Source organism: Mycobacterium sp. 1081908.1 (assembly GCF_001673535.1).
Classification (GTDB): domain Bacteria; phylum Actinomycetota; class Actinomycetes; order Mycobacteriales; family Mycobacteriaceae; genus Mycobacterium.
The window spans coordinates 1-15,684 of sequence record NZ_LZLY01000151.1 but is presented as its reverse complement, the minus strand read 5'-3'; the positions used below and the strand labels follow the sequence as shown (position 1 = coordinate 15,684).

The 15,684-nt window shown below is 70.7% G+C and carries 15 protein-coding genes; 8 read left to right on the top strand and 7 right to left on the bottom strand.

Features of this window, described 5'->3' with window-relative positions:
- Positions 1 to 271, bottom strand: a 271-nt coding sequence (locus A5655_RS24525) for a transcription antitermination factor NusB (RefSeq protein ID WP_304441669.1), incomplete at its 3' end; no start/stop codon positions are given.
- On the bottom strand, positions 268 to 1,197 hold the full coding sequence (fmt, locus tag A5655_RS24520) for a methionyl-tRNA formyltransferase (protein ID WP_067014868.1): 930 nt from the start codon (positions 1,195 to 1,197) through the stop codon (positions 268 to 270). The genes A5655_RS24525 and fmt, both read right to left, overlap by 4 nt.
- A 147-nt stretch (positions 1,198 to 1,344) precedes the next feature.
- On the opposite strand from fmt, the gene A5655_RS24515 reads away from it, so the two are divergent.
- On the top strand, positions 1,345 to 2,172 hold the full coding sequence (locus A5655_RS24515; RefSeq protein WP_067014861.1) for a class I SAM-dependent methyltransferase: 828 nt from the start codon (positions 1,345 to 1,347) through the stop codon (positions 2,170 to 2,172).
- 6 nt (positions 2,173 to 2,178) lie between these two features.
- Here the strand turns inward: A5655_RS24515 and A5655_RS24510 are convergent, their stop codons facing one another.
- From A5655_RS24510 to A5655_RS24500, 3 genes are all read right to left on the bottom strand, one after another.
- On the bottom strand, positions 2,179 to 2,667 hold the full coding sequence (locus A5655_RS24510; protein WP_067014858.1) for a MarR family winged helix-turn-helix transcriptional regulator: 489 nt from the start codon (positions 2,665 to 2,667) through the stop codon (positions 2,179 to 2,181).
- Positions 2,668 to 2,802: 135 nt separating this feature from the next.
- Positions 2,803 to 4,746: a primosomal protein N' gene (locus A5655_RS24505; protein WP_067014864.1), complete on the bottom strand. Its 1,944-nt coding sequence runs from the start codon at positions 4,744 to 4,746 to the stop codon at positions 2,803 to 2,805.
- Between the two features lie 63 nt (positions 4,747 to 4,809).
- The gene (locus tag A5655_RS24500; RefSeq protein ID WP_082978867.1) at positions 4,810 to 5,592 is read right to left on the bottom strand and encodes a lysoplasmalogenase; all 783 of its coding nucleotides are present in this window, start codon (positions 5,590 to 5,592) and stop codon (positions 4,810 to 4,812) included.
- Between A5655_RS24500 and A5655_RS24495 the strand changes: the two genes are divergently transcribed.
- Both A5655_RS24495 and A5655_RS24490 read left to right on the top strand, forming a co-directional pair.
- Complete coding sequence (locus A5655_RS24495; RefSeq protein WP_067014855.1) at positions 5,591 to 6,544, top strand: alpha/beta hydrolase; 954 nt, start codon at positions 5,591 to 5,593, stop codon at positions 6,542 to 6,544. The genes A5655_RS24500 and A5655_RS24495 overlap by 2 nt on opposite strands.
- A gap of 25 nt (positions 6,545 to 6,569) precedes the next feature.
- Entirely contained in the window at positions 6,570 to 7,532 is a 963-nt protein-coding gene (locus A5655_RS24490; RefSeq protein ID WP_067014852.1) for an alpha/beta hydrolase, read from the top strand.
- Here the strand turns inward: A5655_RS24490 and A5655_RS24485 are convergent, their stop codons facing one another.
- Positions 7,533 to 8,558, bottom strand: coding sequence for an AraC family transcriptional regulator (locus tag A5655_RS24485; protein ID WP_067014850.1), 1,026 nt, complete (start codon positions 8,556 to 8,558; stop codon positions 7,533 to 7,535). It lies immediately after the preceding gene.
- Between the two features lie 75 nt (positions 8,559 to 8,633).
- Between A5655_RS24485 and A5655_RS24480 the strand changes: the two genes are divergently transcribed.
- Together A5655_RS24480 and A5655_RS24475 are read left to right on the top strand one after the other, a co-directional pair.
- Positions 8,634 to 10,022: a cytochrome P450 gene (locus A5655_RS24480; RefSeq protein ID WP_067014847.1), complete on the top strand. Its 1,389-nt coding sequence runs from the start codon at positions 8,634 to 8,636 to the stop codon at positions 10,020 to 10,022.
- A complete protein-coding gene (locus tag A5655_RS24475) occupies positions 10,019 to 11,497 on the top strand; it encodes an NAD(P)/FAD-dependent oxidoreductase (RefSeq protein WP_067014844.1) in 1,479 nt (492 codons plus the stop codon). Before A5655_RS24480 ends, A5655_RS24475 begins: the two co-directional genes overlap by 4 nt.
- On the opposite strand, the gene A5655_RS24470 is transcribed toward A5655_RS24475, so the two are convergent.
- Positions 11,494 to 13,119 carry a GMC oxidoreductase gene (locus A5655_RS24470; RefSeq protein WP_067014841.1) on the bottom strand — a complete coding sequence of 542 codons (1,626 nt, stop codon included), beginning with the start codon at positions 13,117 to 13,119 and terminating at the stop codon, positions 11,494 to 11,496. The two genes, A5655_RS24475 and A5655_RS24470, sit on opposite strands and share 4 nt — an antisense overlap.
- A gap of 157 nt (positions 13,120 to 13,276) precedes the next feature.
- Here A5655_RS24470 and A5655_RS24465 point away from each other — a divergent pair, with 157 nt between their 5' ends.
- The 3 genes from A5655_RS24465 to A5655_RS29310 all read left to right on the top strand — a co-directional run.
- Positions 13,277 to 14,467: an alkane 1-monooxygenase gene (locus A5655_RS24465; RefSeq protein WP_067014838.1), complete on the top strand. Its 1,191-nt coding sequence runs from the start codon at positions 13,277 to 13,279 to the stop codon at positions 14,465 to 14,467.
- The gene (locus tag A5655_RS24460; protein ID WP_067014836.1) at positions 14,431 to 14,997 is read left to right on the top strand and encodes a pyridoxamine 5'-phosphate oxidase family protein; all 567 of its coding nucleotides are present in this window, start codon (positions 14,431 to 14,433) and stop codon (positions 14,995 to 14,997) included. Before A5655_RS24465 ends, A5655_RS24460 begins: the two co-directional genes overlap by 37 nt.
- A gap of 39 nt (positions 14,998 to 15,036) precedes the next feature.
- The coding region (locus tag A5655_RS29310; RefSeq protein WP_304441668.1) for a PE family protein at positions 15,037 to 15,684 on the top strand (648 nt) is incomplete at its 3' end.

Here is a 15,684-nt window from a genome sequence, read left to right as displayed (position 1 = left end):
GGTCGAGCAGGACCGGGTCGATGGCGTCCGGCGATCGCCCGGCGGCCGCGCCGATGACCGCGTCGAGCAGGCCCCGGGTGCGGCAGGTGCCGTACGTGAGCTCGGTGGCGAAAGCGGCGTCGCGGCCGGTGATTCCGCGCTGGCGCAGCAGCGCGGGCAGGGCCAGGTTGGCGTACGCGTCGCGCTCGCTGACGGCCCGAAGCACCTCGAACGCGGCGGCGCGCGCCGGGTCCAGCGGCCGGCGCCTCCTGGCGCGCCCCCGGTCGTTCACGACGCCCGGGCGGCGGCGTCGAGCCGGGCGCCGCGCGCCCAGTCGGCCGCGTTCATCAACTTCTTGCCGGGGGGCTGAATCTGGCCCAGCCGCACCGGTTCCGAGCCGGTGCCGACCCACACGTTCTTGCGGTCCGCGTGAATGACGCCGGGCGCCAACGGTATTGGAGCCCGGTCGATCGCCACGGGCCCGACCTTGACCCGGAGGTCGCCGATGAGCGTCCAGGCGCCCGGGTTGGGCGTGACGGCGCGGATCCGGCGCTCGACCACCGGCGCGGGCAGCTCCCAGCGCACCCGGGCCGCTTCCACGCTGATCTTCGGCGCCGTGCTGACGCCGTCGGCGGGCTGCGGCCGCGGTGTCAGAGTGCCGTCGGCGATGCCGTCCAGCGTGGCCGACAACAGCGCCGCCCCCGAAAGCGCCAGGCGCTCAAGCAGATCGCCCGCGGTGTCGGTCGGCCGGATCGTCTCGGTCACCACCCCGTACACCGGTCCGGAGTCCAGGCTCGGCTCGATCCGGAACGTGGTCGCCCCGGTGATGGCGTCCCCCGCGGCGATCGCGGCCTGCACCGGCGCGGCGCCGCGCCAGGCCGGCAGCAACGAGAAGTGCAGGTTGATCCAGCCGTGCGGGGGCACCGCGAGCAGCTCGTCGCGCAGCAGCGCGCCGTAGGCCACCACCGGGCAGCAGTCCGGCGCCAACTCCGACAGCTCGGCGACGAACTCCGGCGAATTGGGCCGCGCCGGCCGCAGCACCGGGATGCCGCGGTCGAGCGCCTCGCGGGCCACCGGCGACGGCTCCGGCTTGCCGCGCCGGCCGGCCGCGGCGTCGGGCCGGGTCAGCACCGCGACCACCTCGTGCCGGGGCGAGTCGACGAGGCGGCGCAGCGCGGGCAGCGCGGGTTCGGGGGTGCCGGCGAAGACGAGGCGCACGCGCACAAGTCTAGAAAGCACCGGATCTCCGCAGGACATGCCCAGGTTTCACACAGTTGCGTCAGTATATTGTTTCCTATTGCTATTATTTCTAGCGGTGAGAGTCAACGACTGCCCCTGCCGCGCCCGCGACCTTGAGGAGGTCCGATGACTCTCGACGCCGTCGACACCAACGCTCCCGACACCCTTGCGGCCACCCATCGCGCGATGTGGGCGCTCGGCGACTATGCGCTGATGGCCGAGGAGGTGATGGCGCCGCTGGGCCCGGTGCTGGTCGCCGCCGCGGGCATCGGACCGGGCGCGCGGGTGCTCGACGTCGCCGCCGGCTCGGGCAACATCTCGCTTCCCGCCGCCGCGGCCGGCGCCGATGTCGTCTCCACCGACCTCACACCCGAACTGCTGCGGCGGTCCCAGGCGCGGGCGGCGGCGCGCGGGCTGACGCTCGATCACCGGGAGGCCAACGCGCACGCGCTGCCGTTCGGCGACGGCGAGTTCGACGCCGTGATCTCGGCGATCGGCGTGCAGTTCGCGCCCGATCACCGGCGCGCCGCCGACGAGCTGGTGCGGGTCTGCCGGCCGGGCGGGACGATCGGCGTGATCAGCTGGACCCCGGAGGGCTTCTTCGGCCGGATGCTGGCCACGATCAGGCCGTACCGGCCCAGCCTGTCGCCGGCCGTGCCCCCGGCGGCGCTGTGGGGCCGTGAGGGCTACGTCACCGGGCTGCTAGGCGACCGGGTCGGCCGCGTCAGCCTGCTGCGGCGCAATCTCCGGGTGCATCGGTTCGACGGCCCCGAGGCCGTCCACGCCTACTTCAAGCACCACTACGGCCCCACGATCGAGGCGTACGCGAACATCGGCCACAACCGGGTGCTGGCCGCCGAACTCGACGCCCAGCTCGTGGAGCTCGCCGGCCGGTACCTGGCCGACGGCGCCATGCGGTGGGAGTACCTCCTGGTGACGGCCGAAAGGCGTTGAGCCAGGCTACAAGTCGAGGTCGGCGTCCACGTGGACGTCGGGCTCGCCCCCGGCGGCGGTGAACGCGGTCAGGGCCCGCACCAGCCCGTGACGCTCCGGCGGCGGCATCTTCTCCACGATGACGGCGATCTCGGCGCGCCGGTACGCGGTGACCCGGCGGACGACCTCGCGCCCGCGCTTGGTCAGGGCGGCGAGCAGCTCGCGACGGGACGTGGGATGCGGGAGGCGGTCGATCAGCCCGGCGGCGACCAGCCGGTCGACCATGCGGCCGGTGGCCGAGGGTTGCACACCCAGCAGGCTGGCCAGCGTGGCGAGGTTGACCGGGCCCCGGTTGGACAGGATCACCAGGGTCCGGAACTGCGGGATGGTGATGGTCTCGTCGACCTGGCTGATCGAGCGCGCCGAGATGGCCACCAGCAAGCGTGATGCCGTCAGCAACGCGTCCGTGATCACGTCCAATGACTCGTCCGCTTCCGTCGCGTTGTCCGCCGCCATTGCGCCCCTTTCCGGGCCTCCCCCGAGCATCCGCGGGCCAAGGAGTAGGAAGTGTAACAGCCTTCTAATATCGAGGTCAGGGATTATTTCCCACACATACTATCGCCGCGGCGGAGCGTTTGCCTACGGCCCCGGCTATCCGATGTGCAGCGGGTCGATCTGCACCCGCGCCGGCTCGTGGTTTTGCCGGGCGCTGAGCACGCCGACGCCGCTGCGCAAAGCGGCGGCGAGCGCCAGGCCCTGGGCGCGCGGGACCCGCACCAGCATGCGGGTCACCGGCGCGCCGGCGGCGGTGCCGGCCGGGCGGCGGACCCCCGCGGGCAGGTCGACCGGGCCGAGAAGGTCCGCCGCCTCGGGCAGGCGGGCCTGTTCGAGCAGCGCCGCGACGGCGCCGGCCGTCCCGTCGATGGCGGCGATGTGCACGCTGGGCGGCAGGCCCACCTCGGCCCGCCCCGCCAGCTCGGCCTCGGCGTGGCCCACCGGATCCCAACGGATCAGCGATTGCACTGTGGGAATGGACGATTCGGCCACCACCATCACCGCGCCGCCGCCGCCGCGGGCGCGCACCAGCGCGGCGGCGCTCATCCAGCGCCACAGGGCGTCCTCGGCGGCGCGCAGGTCCTGGCGCCCCAGCAGCGCCCAGGTGTCCAGCAGCAGCGCCGCGCCATACCCGCCCGCCGCGCGGGGTTCGGCACCGGGGGTGGCGACCACCAGGGCCGGGCGGGCGGCGACCTCCGCCACGATGGCGTCGCCCGCTGAGGTGACGACCGGCGTGCCGGCGAAAGCGCGGCCGAGTTCCTCGGCGGTGCGGCGGGCGCCGACGACGACCGCGCGCACCGCGTCCGATCCGCACCGCGCGCACCGCAGCGCCGGCTCGGCGCGGCCGCACCACCGGCACACGGCGCCGGGCCCCCGCTCCTGCAGGGACAGCGGGCCCGTGCATTGCCGGCACCGGGCGATGGCGCGGCAGCGCCCGCAGGCCAGCGACGGGACGTACCCGCGCCGCGGCACCTGCACCAGCACCGGCGCCCCGGCCTCGAGCGACGAGCGGGCGGCGCGCAGCGCGATGGACGGGATGCGCGCGGTGCGCGCCGCCGGGTCGCGTTCGTCGGCGTAACCCGTGTCGTCAAGCGCGATCACCCGCGGGGTGCGGGCCCGCACCACCGGCCGCGCGGCGACGATGTCGTGCGCCCATCCGCTGCGCACCAGCGCGTGGGCCTCGGCGGTGCGCGCGTAGCCGCCGATCAGCGCCGCGCACCGGGCCTGATGCGCGCGCAGCATCGCCACCTCCCGGGCATGCGGGTATGGCGCCCGCGGCTCGGCCAGGCTGTCGTCCCCGTCGGCCCACACCATGACCAGGCCCAGGTCGCTCAGCGGCGCGAACACCGCGCTGCGGGTGCCGATCACCAGGCGCGCCGAGCCGCGCAGCGCGGCCAGCCACCGCCGGTAGCGGGCGGCCGGGCCCAGGCCCGCCGACAGCGCCACCACGCACTCCTGGTCGATCCGGGTCGTCGCGGCCGCCCACAGGGTGTCCAGGTCGCGCTGGTCGGGCACGATCGCCAGCACCGCCCGTCCCGTCCGGATGGTCTGGGCGGCGGCCTCGGCGAAGCGGTCCGCCCAGGGGTCGCCGGGCAGCGCCTGCCAGACCGCCCGCGCGGCGCGGGATTCGGCGAGCGCCCCCAGGAACTGCCCGCCGCGGCCGTAGGCCTCCCACGCCGAGGGGTCGACGGGCGCGGGCGGCGGCGGCCGCACCGCCGGCGCCGGTTCGCGCTCCACCCGCGCGTGCCGGGCGGGCACGGCCAGGCGCAGCACGTCGGGCCGGGTCCCGGCGTAGCGCGCGGCCACCGCGTCGACCAGGCGCCGGATCTCCGTCGTCAGCACCGGTTCGGCCGACACGACGCGGTCCAGCCAGCCCAGCTTGCCGGTGTGATCGGTGTCGTTGCGGCGCTCCAGCAAGAACCCGTCGACCAGCCGGCCGTGGAACCGCACCCGCACCCGGACCCCGGGCTGGGCGTCGTCGGACTGCTCGCCGGACACCAGGTAGTCGAACTCGCGGTCCAGGTGCGGCACCGAGAGCATGGGCAGCACTCGGGCGATCGGCTCGACCTCGGGAGTTGCCTTGTCAGCCAACGGGATCGACAACTAGCCTTCGTCGGACTCGGACTCGGGCTCGTAATCGGTCTCGTACTCGGCCTCGTAGTCCGTCTCGTAGTCCGTCTCGTAATCCGGTTCCTCGCGACCGAAGAAGAACCCGGCCGTGATCAAAACCTGGGCGGCGGCGTACAACCACCAGATCGGGACCGCCAGCGCGTCGTTGTACAGGATGAACCGGCCGATGGCGATCATCATGTCCGACGCCGCAAAACACACCGCCCCCACCGCGGTCCAGATCGTCGGCAGGTCGGCCAGCAGCGCCATGCAGACCATCGCGGTCAGCGCGATCATGTACAGCGTCACCGGGACGGTCAGCTTGTCGCGGGCCAGGTGCGGCCAGAACCACGCCAGCAGCGACACGGAGACCAGGCACATGAAGGCGACGGCGGCGAGGCGCACCCGGGAGACCCGGGCCAGCGGAATGAGGGCCCCCAGGAAACACAAGTGCGCCAACAGGAATGCCGCCAGCCCCAACCCGAACGACATCGTCCACCACGGGATCGCCAACAGCCAGTCGCCGACGGCCGACATCAGCAGCGCGGGCATCAGCCAGCGCCGCTCGCGGACGATGGGGTGCGCCACCGCGGCGACGGTCAGCAGCAACGCCATCGACGCCTTGAACGGCGGCTGCAGCACCCAGTGACCGGTCAAAGCCGTTCCCGGCGGCGACCGCAACGCGACCACGGTCAGGTAGACCCCGTAGGCGAGGCCGGCCCAGCCCGCCACCACCCAGCCGCCGGACACCAGCCGGGGTGCGTACGGTACTTCCATGCCCAGCTTGGAGACAGCCGAGGAAAAGCCTGGTATCGACCCCATCCTGCTGAAGGTACTGGATGCGGTTCCGTTCCGGCTATCAACCGACGATGGTGTCGCGGCGGCGCGCCAGCGGTTCCGCGACCTGCCGCGCCGGCCGGTGCACCCGGAGCTGCGGGTGGAGGACCGGGCCATTCCGGGTCCGGCGGGCGCGATCGGCGTCCGGATCTATTGGCCCTCAGCCGAACCGGCACGGGACGCGCCCGTGGTGCTGTTCTTCCACGGCGGCGGCTGGGTCGTGGGTGACCTGGATACCTACGACGGCACAGCTCGCCAGCACGCGGTGGGCGCCGACGCGATCGTGGTGTCCGTCGACTACCGGCTGGCGCCCGAGCACCGCTACCCTGCGGCCGTCGAAGACGCTTGGGCCGCAACGCTATGGGTGGCCGAGCACGGCGCCGAGCTCGGTGCCGACACCGCGCGGATGGCGGTCGCCGGGGATTCCGCCGGCGGAAACATGTCCGCGGTGATCGCGCAACGAGCCCGAGACGAGGGCGGCCCGCCGATCGCGTTCCAGCTGTTGTGGTATCCCGCGACGATGTGGGACGCGTCGCTGCCGTCCTTCACCGAAAACGCGACCGCGCCGATCCTCGACGCCAGGGGCGTCGCCGTGTTCTCGCGTTGGTACGCAGGCGAAGTCGACCTGTCGGACCCGCCGTCGGGCATGGCGCCGGGGCGGGCGAAGAACCTGGCCGGCCTGCCGCCGGCCTACATCGGGGTCGCCGGTCACGACCCGCTGCGCGACGACGGCATCCGCTACGGCGAGCGCCTGGCCGCCGCCGGCGTCCCGGTCGAGGTGCACAACGCGGAGACGATGGTGCACGGCTACCTGGGCTACGCCGGTGTGGTGCCCGCGGCCACCGCCGCGCAGGACAAGGGGCTCGCGGCGCTGCGCAATGCCCTGCATTAACGGCCCGGAAGCGTACGGTGAACGCATGATTGAGCCGACCGTCGCCCGACCGAGCATCGATCCGACGTTGAAGGCGCTGCTCGACGTGTTCCCGATGACGTTCAACGCCGCCGACGGCGTCGAGGTCGCGCGATCGAGGCTCCGCCAGCTCAAGGTGCCCCCCGAACTGCTGCCGGACCTGCGGACCGAGGAGCGGACGATCGGGTACGGCGAGCTGACCGACATCCCGGTCCGGATCTACTGGCCGGCCGGCGACGCCGAGGCCTGGCCCGTCGTCGTCTTCTACCACGGCGGCGGCTTTTCGCTCGGCGACCTGGAGACCCACGACCCGGTCGCCCGCGCCCACGCCGCCGGCGCCGAGGCGATCGTGGTGTCGGTCGACTACCGGCTCGCCCCCGAGCACCCGTTCCCGGCCGGCGTGAACGACTGCTGGGCCGCGCTGCAATGGGTCGCCGAGAACGCCGCCGAGCTGGGCGGCGACCCGGATCGCATTGCCGTGGCCGGGGATTCGGCGGGCGGCAACCTCGCCGCGGTGATGGCGCATCTCGCCCGCGAGAACGGCGGGCCGGCGCTGACGTTCCAGCTGCTGTGGTACCCGGTGGTGACCGCCGACCTGTCGCTGCCGTCGCACACCGAGAACGCCTACGCGCCCATCCTGGACCGCGACGTCATCGAGGCCTTCCTGTCCTGGTACCTTCCCGACCTCGACATAACCGACCCGAAGGCGCTGCCCGTCACGCTGGCCCCGGCCAACGCCGAGGATCTGTCCGGGCTGCCGCCCGCCTTCATCGGGACCGCCGAACACGACCCCCTGCGCGACGACGGCTCGCGCTACGCCGAGCTGCTCAACGCCGCGGGCGTGCCCGCCGAACACAGCAACGAGCCCGACATGGTGCACGGGTACGCCAGCTTCTCCCTGGTGATACCCGCGGCCGCCGAAGCCACCAACCGGGGACTGATGGCGCTGCGCAAGGCGCTGCACCCCTAGCTAGCCCCGGCGCGAATACTCGCTGGGCGCAACGCCGTACCAGCGCCGGAAGGCGTGCGAGAACGTCGAGACCTCCGTGTAGCCCAGCCGGGTGGACACCTCCTCCACGGTGAGGCCGACGTTGCGCAGCAGATCGACCGCCACGGTGGAGCGCGCCTCGTTCAGCAGGGCCCGAAACGAGGTGCCCTCCTCGGCGAGCCGCCGGCGCAGCGTTCGCGGATGGATGTCGAGTTCGTCGGCGACGTCGGCCAGCGTCGGGAACACGCCGGAATCGCGGAACAACTTGCTGCGCACCAGCGCGGTGATACCGCGGCGGCTCTCGCTGCTCTGCATCAGCACGTCGCACTGGGCCATGCACATCTCCAGCGTGTGACGGTCGGCCTGCGGCAGCGGCTCGTCGAACATGGCCCGCGGGAAATGCAGCCGGTTGTGCGCCCGGCCGAACCTGACGTCGTGGACCGGCACCAGTTCCAGCAGCGGGCGCAGCAGCGCCTCGTCGACCGCCAGCTCCGCCGTCACCTCCTCGGCGTACTTCGCCGCCACCGGCAACGCGAAACTCATTGTGGTCGTGATGATTCCGGCGATATCACGCTCGATGAAGAACCCCCGCACGTCGGCTGGCAGGTGGCTGGCGTCGAGTTCGATCACGCAGTCCTTGGCCGTTTCGAACAGCGTGAGGCGGATGTGCATCGTGGTCAGCGCGAAGTAGCGCATCGCGATGGAAAACAGTTCACGAAGGGTGCCGCACGACATCACGGCGAACCCGAACAAGCCCAGGTGGGTCAGCGTGGACCGGCTGCCGACGTCGACGCCGACGCCGGCCTCGGACGGCAGCCGCGCCAGCAACCGGCGCACCGCCACGATCTCGTCGACCGCGCTCACCATGGCGTCCGGGTTGTCGAGGTCGGCCGGCTCGATCGCGGTGCCCGCCAACACCTCGGCGGTCGAAACCCCGCGTTCGTTGGCCACCTCGCACAACACCCGGGTCGCGTGCACCGGGTGACTCAGCGTCGGAGCATTTCCCATGGCGTGTCCTAAAATCCCAACTCCCTGTCCGATAATCTCATTACTGGCCGCCCGCGTCATCCATACAGTGGAGTCATGGCGACCCTCAGCGCTGAGCGCCCCGCGGCGGGACCGGCCACCCGGCTGAACTCCTGGACGATGACCCGCGAGGCCCTCACCATCGGATTCGACGTGAGCAACGGGTTCATGGGCCGGGTGCGTGGCAGTGATATCGCCCGGTTCCGCTGCGCCGGAAGGCGATTCGTCTCGATCAGCCACCCCGACTACGTCGATCACGTGCTGCACGAGGCCCGGCTGAAATACGTCAAGTCGAACGAATACGAGCCCATCCGCGCCACCGTCGGCATCAACCTGCTGACCGACGAGGGCGATTCCTGGGCCACCCACCGCGGCACGCTGAATCCGACCTTCGCGCGCCGCCACCTCAACGGGATCGTCGAGAAGATGATCGACCCGATCACCGACGTCACCGACGCGCTGAAACCCGACACGCTGTTCGACATCCACGAGACGATGGTCGAGACGACCCTGCGCGTGGTCGCCAATTCCCTGTTCAGCCAGGACTTCGGGCCGTTGGTGGACAGCATGAGCGACCTGGCGACGCGCGGGCTGCGGCACGCCGAGCGCCTGCAGCGGCTCGGGCTGTGGGGCCTCATGCCGCCCCCGGTCTACGACGCGCTGCACTGGCTGGCCTTCTCGGGCGTCCGCCTGCCGCCGCCGCTGCGCGACATGCAGGACATCATTCTGACCCTCGACCGCGCGGTCAACGCGGTGATCGACGACCGGCTGGCGCACCCGAACGATTCCGCCGACCTGCTGAACGTGCTGCTGCGCGCCGACGGCGGAAGCTGGCCCCGGCAGCGGGTGCGCGACGAGGCCCTGACTTTCATGCTCGCCGGGCACGAGACCACCGCGAACGCGATGTCCTGGTTCTGGTATCTGATGGCGGAGCACCCCGACGCCCGCGACCGGATGCTGGCCGAGATCGACGACGTGCTGGGCGCGCGCCGCCCCACCGCCGAGGACCTGGGCAGGCTGCCGTGGACCACCGCGTGCCTGCAGGAGACGCAGCGCTACCTGTCGTCGGTGTGGATCATCTCGCGCCGGGCCGTCGACGACGATGTAATCGGCGGACACCACATCCGCCGCGGCACCACCGTGCTCATCCCGATCCACCACGTCCACCACGACCCGCGCTGGTGGCGCGACCCGGAAACCTTCGACCCCAACCGGTTCTGCCCGCCGGACAAGGACCGCCCACGCTCGGCGTACCTGCCGTTCGGTGGCGGCCGGCGCGTCTGCATCGGGCAGAGCTTCGCCCTGATGGAGATGGTGTTGGTGGCGGCGATCATGAGTCAGCGCTTCGCCTTCGACCTCGCGGCCGGGCATGCGGTAGAACTCGAGGCGACGATGACCCTGCGGCCCAAGCGCGGGGTCCACGTCATCGGAAGCGGGCGCGCATGAAACCCGACTACGAGACCCTGATCGTCGGCGCCGGATTCTCCGGCATCGGCGCCGCGATCAAGCTGGACAAGGCGGGCCTGTCCAACTACCTCGTGATCGAGGCCGGCGACGGGGTCGGCGGCACCTGGCACTGGAACACGTATCCCGGTATCGCCGTGGACATTCCGTCGTTTTCGTATCAGTACTCGTTCGAGCAGAGCCCGCGCTGGTCGCGAACCTACGCGCCGGGCGGCGAGCTCAAGGCGTACGCCGAACACTGCGTCGACAAATACGGCATCCGGTCGCGGATCCGGTTCAACACCAAGGTGCTGGCCGCCGAGTTCGACGACGAAAACCACCTGTGGCGGGTGCAGACCGATCCGGGCGGTGTGTTGACGGCGCGGTTCCTGATCAGCGCCAGCGGCGTGCTGACCGTGCCGAAGCTGCCCGACATCGACGGCGTGGACTCCTTCGCCGGCATCACCATGCACACCGCGCGCTGGGACCACGACCAGGACCTCACCGGCAAGCGCGTCGCGATCATCGGGACCGGCGCCTCGGCCGTGCAGGTGATTCCCGAGATCGCGCCGATCGTCTCCCAGCTCACGGTTTTTCAGCGCACCCCGATCTGGTGCTTCCCCAAGTTCGACGTGCCGCTGCCGGCGCCGGCCCGCTGGGCGATGCGGATCCCCGGCGGCAAGGTGGTCCAGCGGCTGCTCAGCCAGGCCTTCGTCGAGCTGACCTTCCCGCTCGCGGCGCAGTACTTCACGGTCTTCCCGCTCGCCAAGCGGATGGAGTCGGCCGGTCGGTCCTATCTGCGCCAGCAGGTCACCGACCCGGTGGTGCGCGAAAAGCTCACGCCGCGTTACGCCGTCGGCTGCAAGCGGCCCGGCTTCCACAACGACTACCTGGCCACGTTCAACCGCGACAACGTGCGGCTGGTCACCGAGCCGATCGACAAGGTCACCCCCGCCGCGGTGGCCACCACCGACGGCGAGGCCCACGAGGTGGACGTGTTGATCCTGGCCACCGGCTTCAAGGTGATGGACACCGACAACGTGCCCACCTTCTCGGTCACCGGGAGCGGCGGGGTGTCCCTGAGCCGGTTCTGGGACGAGCACCGCCTGCAGGCCTACGAGGGCGTCAGCGTCCCCGAATTCCCCAACATGTTCACCGTTTTCGGCCCGTACGGCTACGTCGGCTCGTCGTACTTCGCCCTCATCGAGACGCAGACGCACCACATCGTGCGGTGCCTCAAGCGCGCGCGCCGCGACGGCGCGACCCGCGTCGAGGTGACCGAGGAGGCCAACGCCCGCTACTTCGCCGAGATGATGCGCAAGCGGCACCGGCAGATCTTCTGGCAGGACAGCTGCCGGCACGCCAACAGCTATTACTTCGACAAGAACGGCGACGTGCCGCTGCGCCCGGCGACCACGCTGGAGACCTACTGGCGCAGCAGGCGATTCGATCTCGACGACTACCGTTTCACCGCTTAGTGGCGCCCCTGCAACACCCCTTCGATGTTGCGTTCGGCCAGCGCGGTGATCGACATGAACGGGTTGCAGCCCAGGTATCCCGGCAGTAGCGACGCGTCGTTGACGTACAGGTTGTCGTAGCCCTTCACCCTGCCGTAGCCGTCGGTGGCCCGGCCCCGCACCACCCCGCCCATCGGGTGAACGGTGTTGGGCGCGAACGCCGTTCCCTCGAAGAGGTCGTCGCGGTAGTCGACGCCATTGGCCTGCGTGACCTTGTCGAACACAATCTGGGCCTTCTCGCGCAGGTTATCCGTGTGGCCGTCCGGCCAGTCGATGGCGATCGAGTCCTTCGTCCGGTCGTAGGTGATCTGCGCGCGGTCGCCGGTGCGCACCATGACGTAGTAGCCCAACGCGAGCGTCTCCACGGGAAGCGGTAGCGAGAACATGCTGGCGTACACCGGGTTGTCGGGGTCGTCGCGGCCGTCGAGGTTGATCATTCCCATCAGCGACTGCTGGGTGCCGGCCGGATCGCCTTCCGCCAGCATGTGGGAGACCATGATGTCCCCGTTGTTGCCGTACCCGCGGCCGATCTCGTCGTTCAGGTGGGGCAGCGTCCCCTTCTCGCGGGCGCGCAGCAGCAGCTCGGTGGTGCCGAGCACGCCGGCGCCCAGATGCAGCTGGTCGCAGCCGATTTCGGCGCGCGCGAGCTCCTTGCCGAAGCGGTCGATCTCGCGGGTGGACACCACGTATTCGCCCGAGCGCTCGCGCCGGATGCCGGTCACCTCGGTGAGCGGCCGCAGCGTGGCCCGGCCCGTCGCCAGCGCTGCGGCGATGTAGGTCTGGTCGACGCTGCCGACCCTGCCGTAGTTGTTGCCGTACTGCTGCTCGAAGTTCAGCGCCGAACGCGGAACCAGTTCCGCCTCTTCCTGTTGCATGTAGTCGAACGAATAGGCGCTGCCGTTGTAGTCCACCCGGTAGCCGGCCGCCTCCGCGTACTGCCGGCCCACCCTGGCGTACTGGAACCACGGCGTCTGCTCGAACCAGTCCATGTCGCGATAGCTGATCCGCAGCATGGACTTGGCGCGCTCGATGTACGTCCCCAGGAACGCGGCGGTATCGATGTCCGGGAAGGCGGTGCGGACCTGGTCGGGCGTCGGGATCGCGGCGATCGCGGCGTTGACCATCGACCCCCCGCCGACCGCCGTCCCGCGGAACACCGCGTGGGCGCCGTGCACCACCTTTTCGCAGATTCCGGCCTGGACCGGTTGCGTGGACGGCGAGTGCTGGGCCACCTGCGCGATCGACACGCCCCGGTACGACGGCACCAGGCTCGGCGGGACCGACGTGAACCACCCCGCGCGGTTGTCCGCCGGCACCATCCGCGAGAAGCGCTTGCCGTCCGCGTCGGGGGTGTTCCACCACCTGCCCCGCTCCAGGATCAGCGTCTGGATGCCGGCCTGGGCGAGCCGCAGCGCCGACACCCCGCCGCCGTACCCGCTGCCGACCACAATGGCCTGGTAGTGGGGCCGCAGCGCGGCGCTCGCCGAGGCGTTCCGACTGCCGAACTCCACCGCCCCCGCGCCGAGCGCGCCCGCCGCGACGCCCGCGGCGGCACCCAGGAAACGTCTCCGCGAGAAAGCCATTACCTGAGTCGCCTCTCCGATCATGCGGGTTTATAACGAACTGTGATTTAACTAACTCCCCTCTAAGCATACCTTAGGTACGTTAAGTGCGCTACTGTACTCATCCATGACAGGTTTTCCACTGCGAATTGGACTTCCTGCATGTCCTGGGACGGGTGTGCCATTTCGGGCCGCCGGCTGGAGGAAGCCCAAGCGATACCTCTGGCTGCTCGCGGCGGCCGTCCCGGCGCTGGTGTTCCCGTCCTGGCTGGCGGTGTGGGCCACCGGGCTCGGTGTGTTCTGGTGGACCGTTCCCATCCTGGCGTTCGTGATCATCCCCATCGTGGACCACCTGGCCGGGCCCGACTCGCAGACGCCCGGCGAGAGCGTCCTCGCCTGGCTGGCCACCGACCGGTTCTACCGCTGGGCCACCTACCTCTACCTGCCCAACCAATACCTGTCGCTGGCTTTCGCCTGCTGGCTGTGGAGTGGCGGGGGTTGGCTCACAATGGGTTTCGTCGACAAGCTGGGGTTGATGGCGACCGTGGGCCTCATCGGCGGCCTGGCCATCAACGCCGCGCACGAATTGGGACACACGCGTGAGCGGTCCGAACGGCGGCTGAGCAAGGTCGCGCTCGCCCAGACCTGCTACGGGCATTTCTACGTCGAACACAACCGCGGACACCACGTCCGGGTCGCGACCGCCGAGGACCCCGCCAGCGCCCGGTTCGGCGAGGGCCTCTACGCCTTCCTGCCCCGCTCGGTGACCGGCGGGCTGCGTTCCGCGTGGCGCCTCGAGGCGGCCCGGTTGGCCGGAGCCGGCAAATCCCGCTGGTCGCTGCACAACGACATATTGAACGCGTGGCTCATCAGCGCGGCGCTGTTCACCGTACTTTCGGCATGGTTCGGCCCCGTCGTGCTGCCGTGGCTGATCGTTCAGGCGATCGTCGGCTTCGGCCTGCTCGAGACGGTCAATTACATGGAGCATTACGGCCTGCGCCGGCAGCAGCTGCCCAACGGCCGCTACGAGCGGGTCCGGCCGGCGCACAGCTGGAACAGCAGCACGGTGATCACCAACGTCCTGCTCTTCCACCTGCAGCGGCATTCCGATCATCACGCGAATCCGCTGCGCCCCTACCAGGTGCTCCGCCACGTCGATGACGCGCCGCAGCTGCCCAGCGGCTACAGCGCCATGTTGCTGGTGGCGTTGATCCCGCCGCTGTGGCGGCGCGTGATGGACCCGCGGGTCCTCGACTTCTACGGCGGCGACGTCGCGTTGACCGCGCAAAAACCGCGCGACACCGCGGGGCCGGCGACGCTACGCTTTGGCGCGTGGCCAAGGAGTTTTCGCGCATCGATGAGTCGCTGACCGAATTCATTTCTGATCAGGCCGTATTCTTCGTTGCCACCGCGCCCTCCGAGGGTGGCCGAATCAACCTCTCCCCCAAGGGCTATCGCGACACCTTCGCGGTGCTCGACGAGCACACCGTCGCGTACGTCGATCTGTTCGGCAGCGGCGTGGAAACGATCGCCCACCTGCGCGACGACGGCCGCATCACCATCATGTTCTGCTCGTTCACCCGCAACTCGCGGATCCTGCGGCTGTTCGGCAGCGGACGCGTCGTGCGCCCGGACGACGACGAATTCGCCGGCCTGCTCACGCGTTTCGGCGGCCGGCACGCCGGCGTGCGCGCGGTGATCGTCGTCGACGTCGAACGGATCGCCGACGCCTGCGGGTTCGCGGTGCCCTACTACGAGCTCGTCGACGAACGGCCGGTGCTCGACGCCCATCACGCGCAGGCCTCCGACGAGAAGTTCGCGCACCTGGTCGGCCGCAACCGGCGCAGCATCGACGGGCTGCCCGCGCTCGACGCCGACCATCCGCTGCCCCGACCGTAACGCTTTGCCCGCTCCGACCGATGGTTGAGCAGGCGGGGGGTGACGGAAAGGGAATCGACGATGTCGTTCGTGTTCGTCACACCGGAGCTCGTGACCGCGGCCGCAACCGACCTAGCCGGCATCGGATCGGTGATCACCGCCGCCAACGCCGCGGCGGCGGCCCCGACCACGCGGGTGCTGGCCGCCGCCGCCGACCAGGTGTCGGCGGCCGTGGCGGAGCTGTTTTCCGGCCACGCCGAGGCGTATCAGGCCGTCAGCGCCGAGGCGGCGGCGTTTCATCAGGGGTTCGTGCAGAACCTGGCGGCGAGTTCGGCGGCGTTCGTCGGCGGCGAGGCGCAGAACCTGCTGGGGCTGGGCAACTACGGCGACGCCAACGTCGGCGGCGGCGACAAAGGCACCGCGAACGTCGGGCTCGGCAACAACGGCAACGGCAACCTCGGCGGCGGCAACGTCGGCGACGGCAACCTGGGGGCCGGAAACCTCGGCGTCGGCAACGTCGGCAACGGCAACTGGGGCAACGCGAACCTGGGCATGGGGAACCTGGGCAACAACAACCTCGGAGTGGGCAACACCGGCAACAACAACATCGGCATCGGGCTCCACGGCAACAACCTGGTCGGCATCGGCGGCCTCAACGCCAACGGCGGCGTCGGCAACCTGGGCTGGGGCAACACCGGCAACCACAAC

What these genes read in the sequence shown, in the direction of transcription:
- A5655_RS24515 (WP_067014861.1), top strand. Translation starts at nt 1,345, where the DNA reads ATGACTCTCGACGCCGTCGACACCAACGCTCCCGACACCCTTGCGGCC.
- A5655_RS24510 (WP_067014858.1), bottom strand. Translation starts at nt 2,667, where the DNA reads ATGGCGGCGGACAACGCGACGGAAGCGGACGAGTCATTGGACGTGATC.
- A5655_RS24505 (WP_067014864.1), bottom strand. Translation starts at nt 4,746, where the DNA reads ATGCTCTCGGTGCCGCACCTGGACCGCGAGTTCGACTACCTGGTGTCC.
- A5655_RS24495 (WP_067014855.1), top strand. Translation starts at nt 5,591, where the DNA reads ATGCCCAGCTTGGAGACAGCCGAGGAAAAGCCTGGTATCGACCCCATC.
- A5655_RS24500 (WP_082978867.1), bottom strand. Translation starts at nt 5,592, where the DNA reads ATGGAAGTACCGTACGCACCCCGGCTGGTGTCCGGCGGCTGGGTGGTG.
- A5655_RS24490 (WP_067014852.1), top strand. Translation starts at nt 6,570, where the DNA reads ATGATTGAGCCGACCGTCGCCCGACCGAGCATCGATCCGACGTTGAAG.
- A5655_RS24485 (WP_067014850.1), bottom strand. Translation starts at nt 8,558, where the DNA reads ATGGGAAATGCTCCGACGCTGAGTCACCCGGTGCACGCGACCCGGGTG.
- A5655_RS24480 (WP_067014847.1), top strand. Translation starts at nt 8,634, where the DNA reads ATGGCGACCCTCAGCGCTGAGCGCCCCGCGGCGGGACCGGCCACCCGG.
- A5655_RS24475 (WP_067014844.1), top strand. Translation starts at nt 10,019, where the DNA reads ATGAAACCCGACTACGAGACCCTGATCGTCGGCGCCGGATTCTCCGGC.
- A5655_RS24470 (WP_067014841.1), bottom strand. Translation starts at nt 13,119, where the DNA reads ATGGCTTTCTCGCGGAGACGTTTCCTGGGTGCCGCCGCGGGCGTCGCG.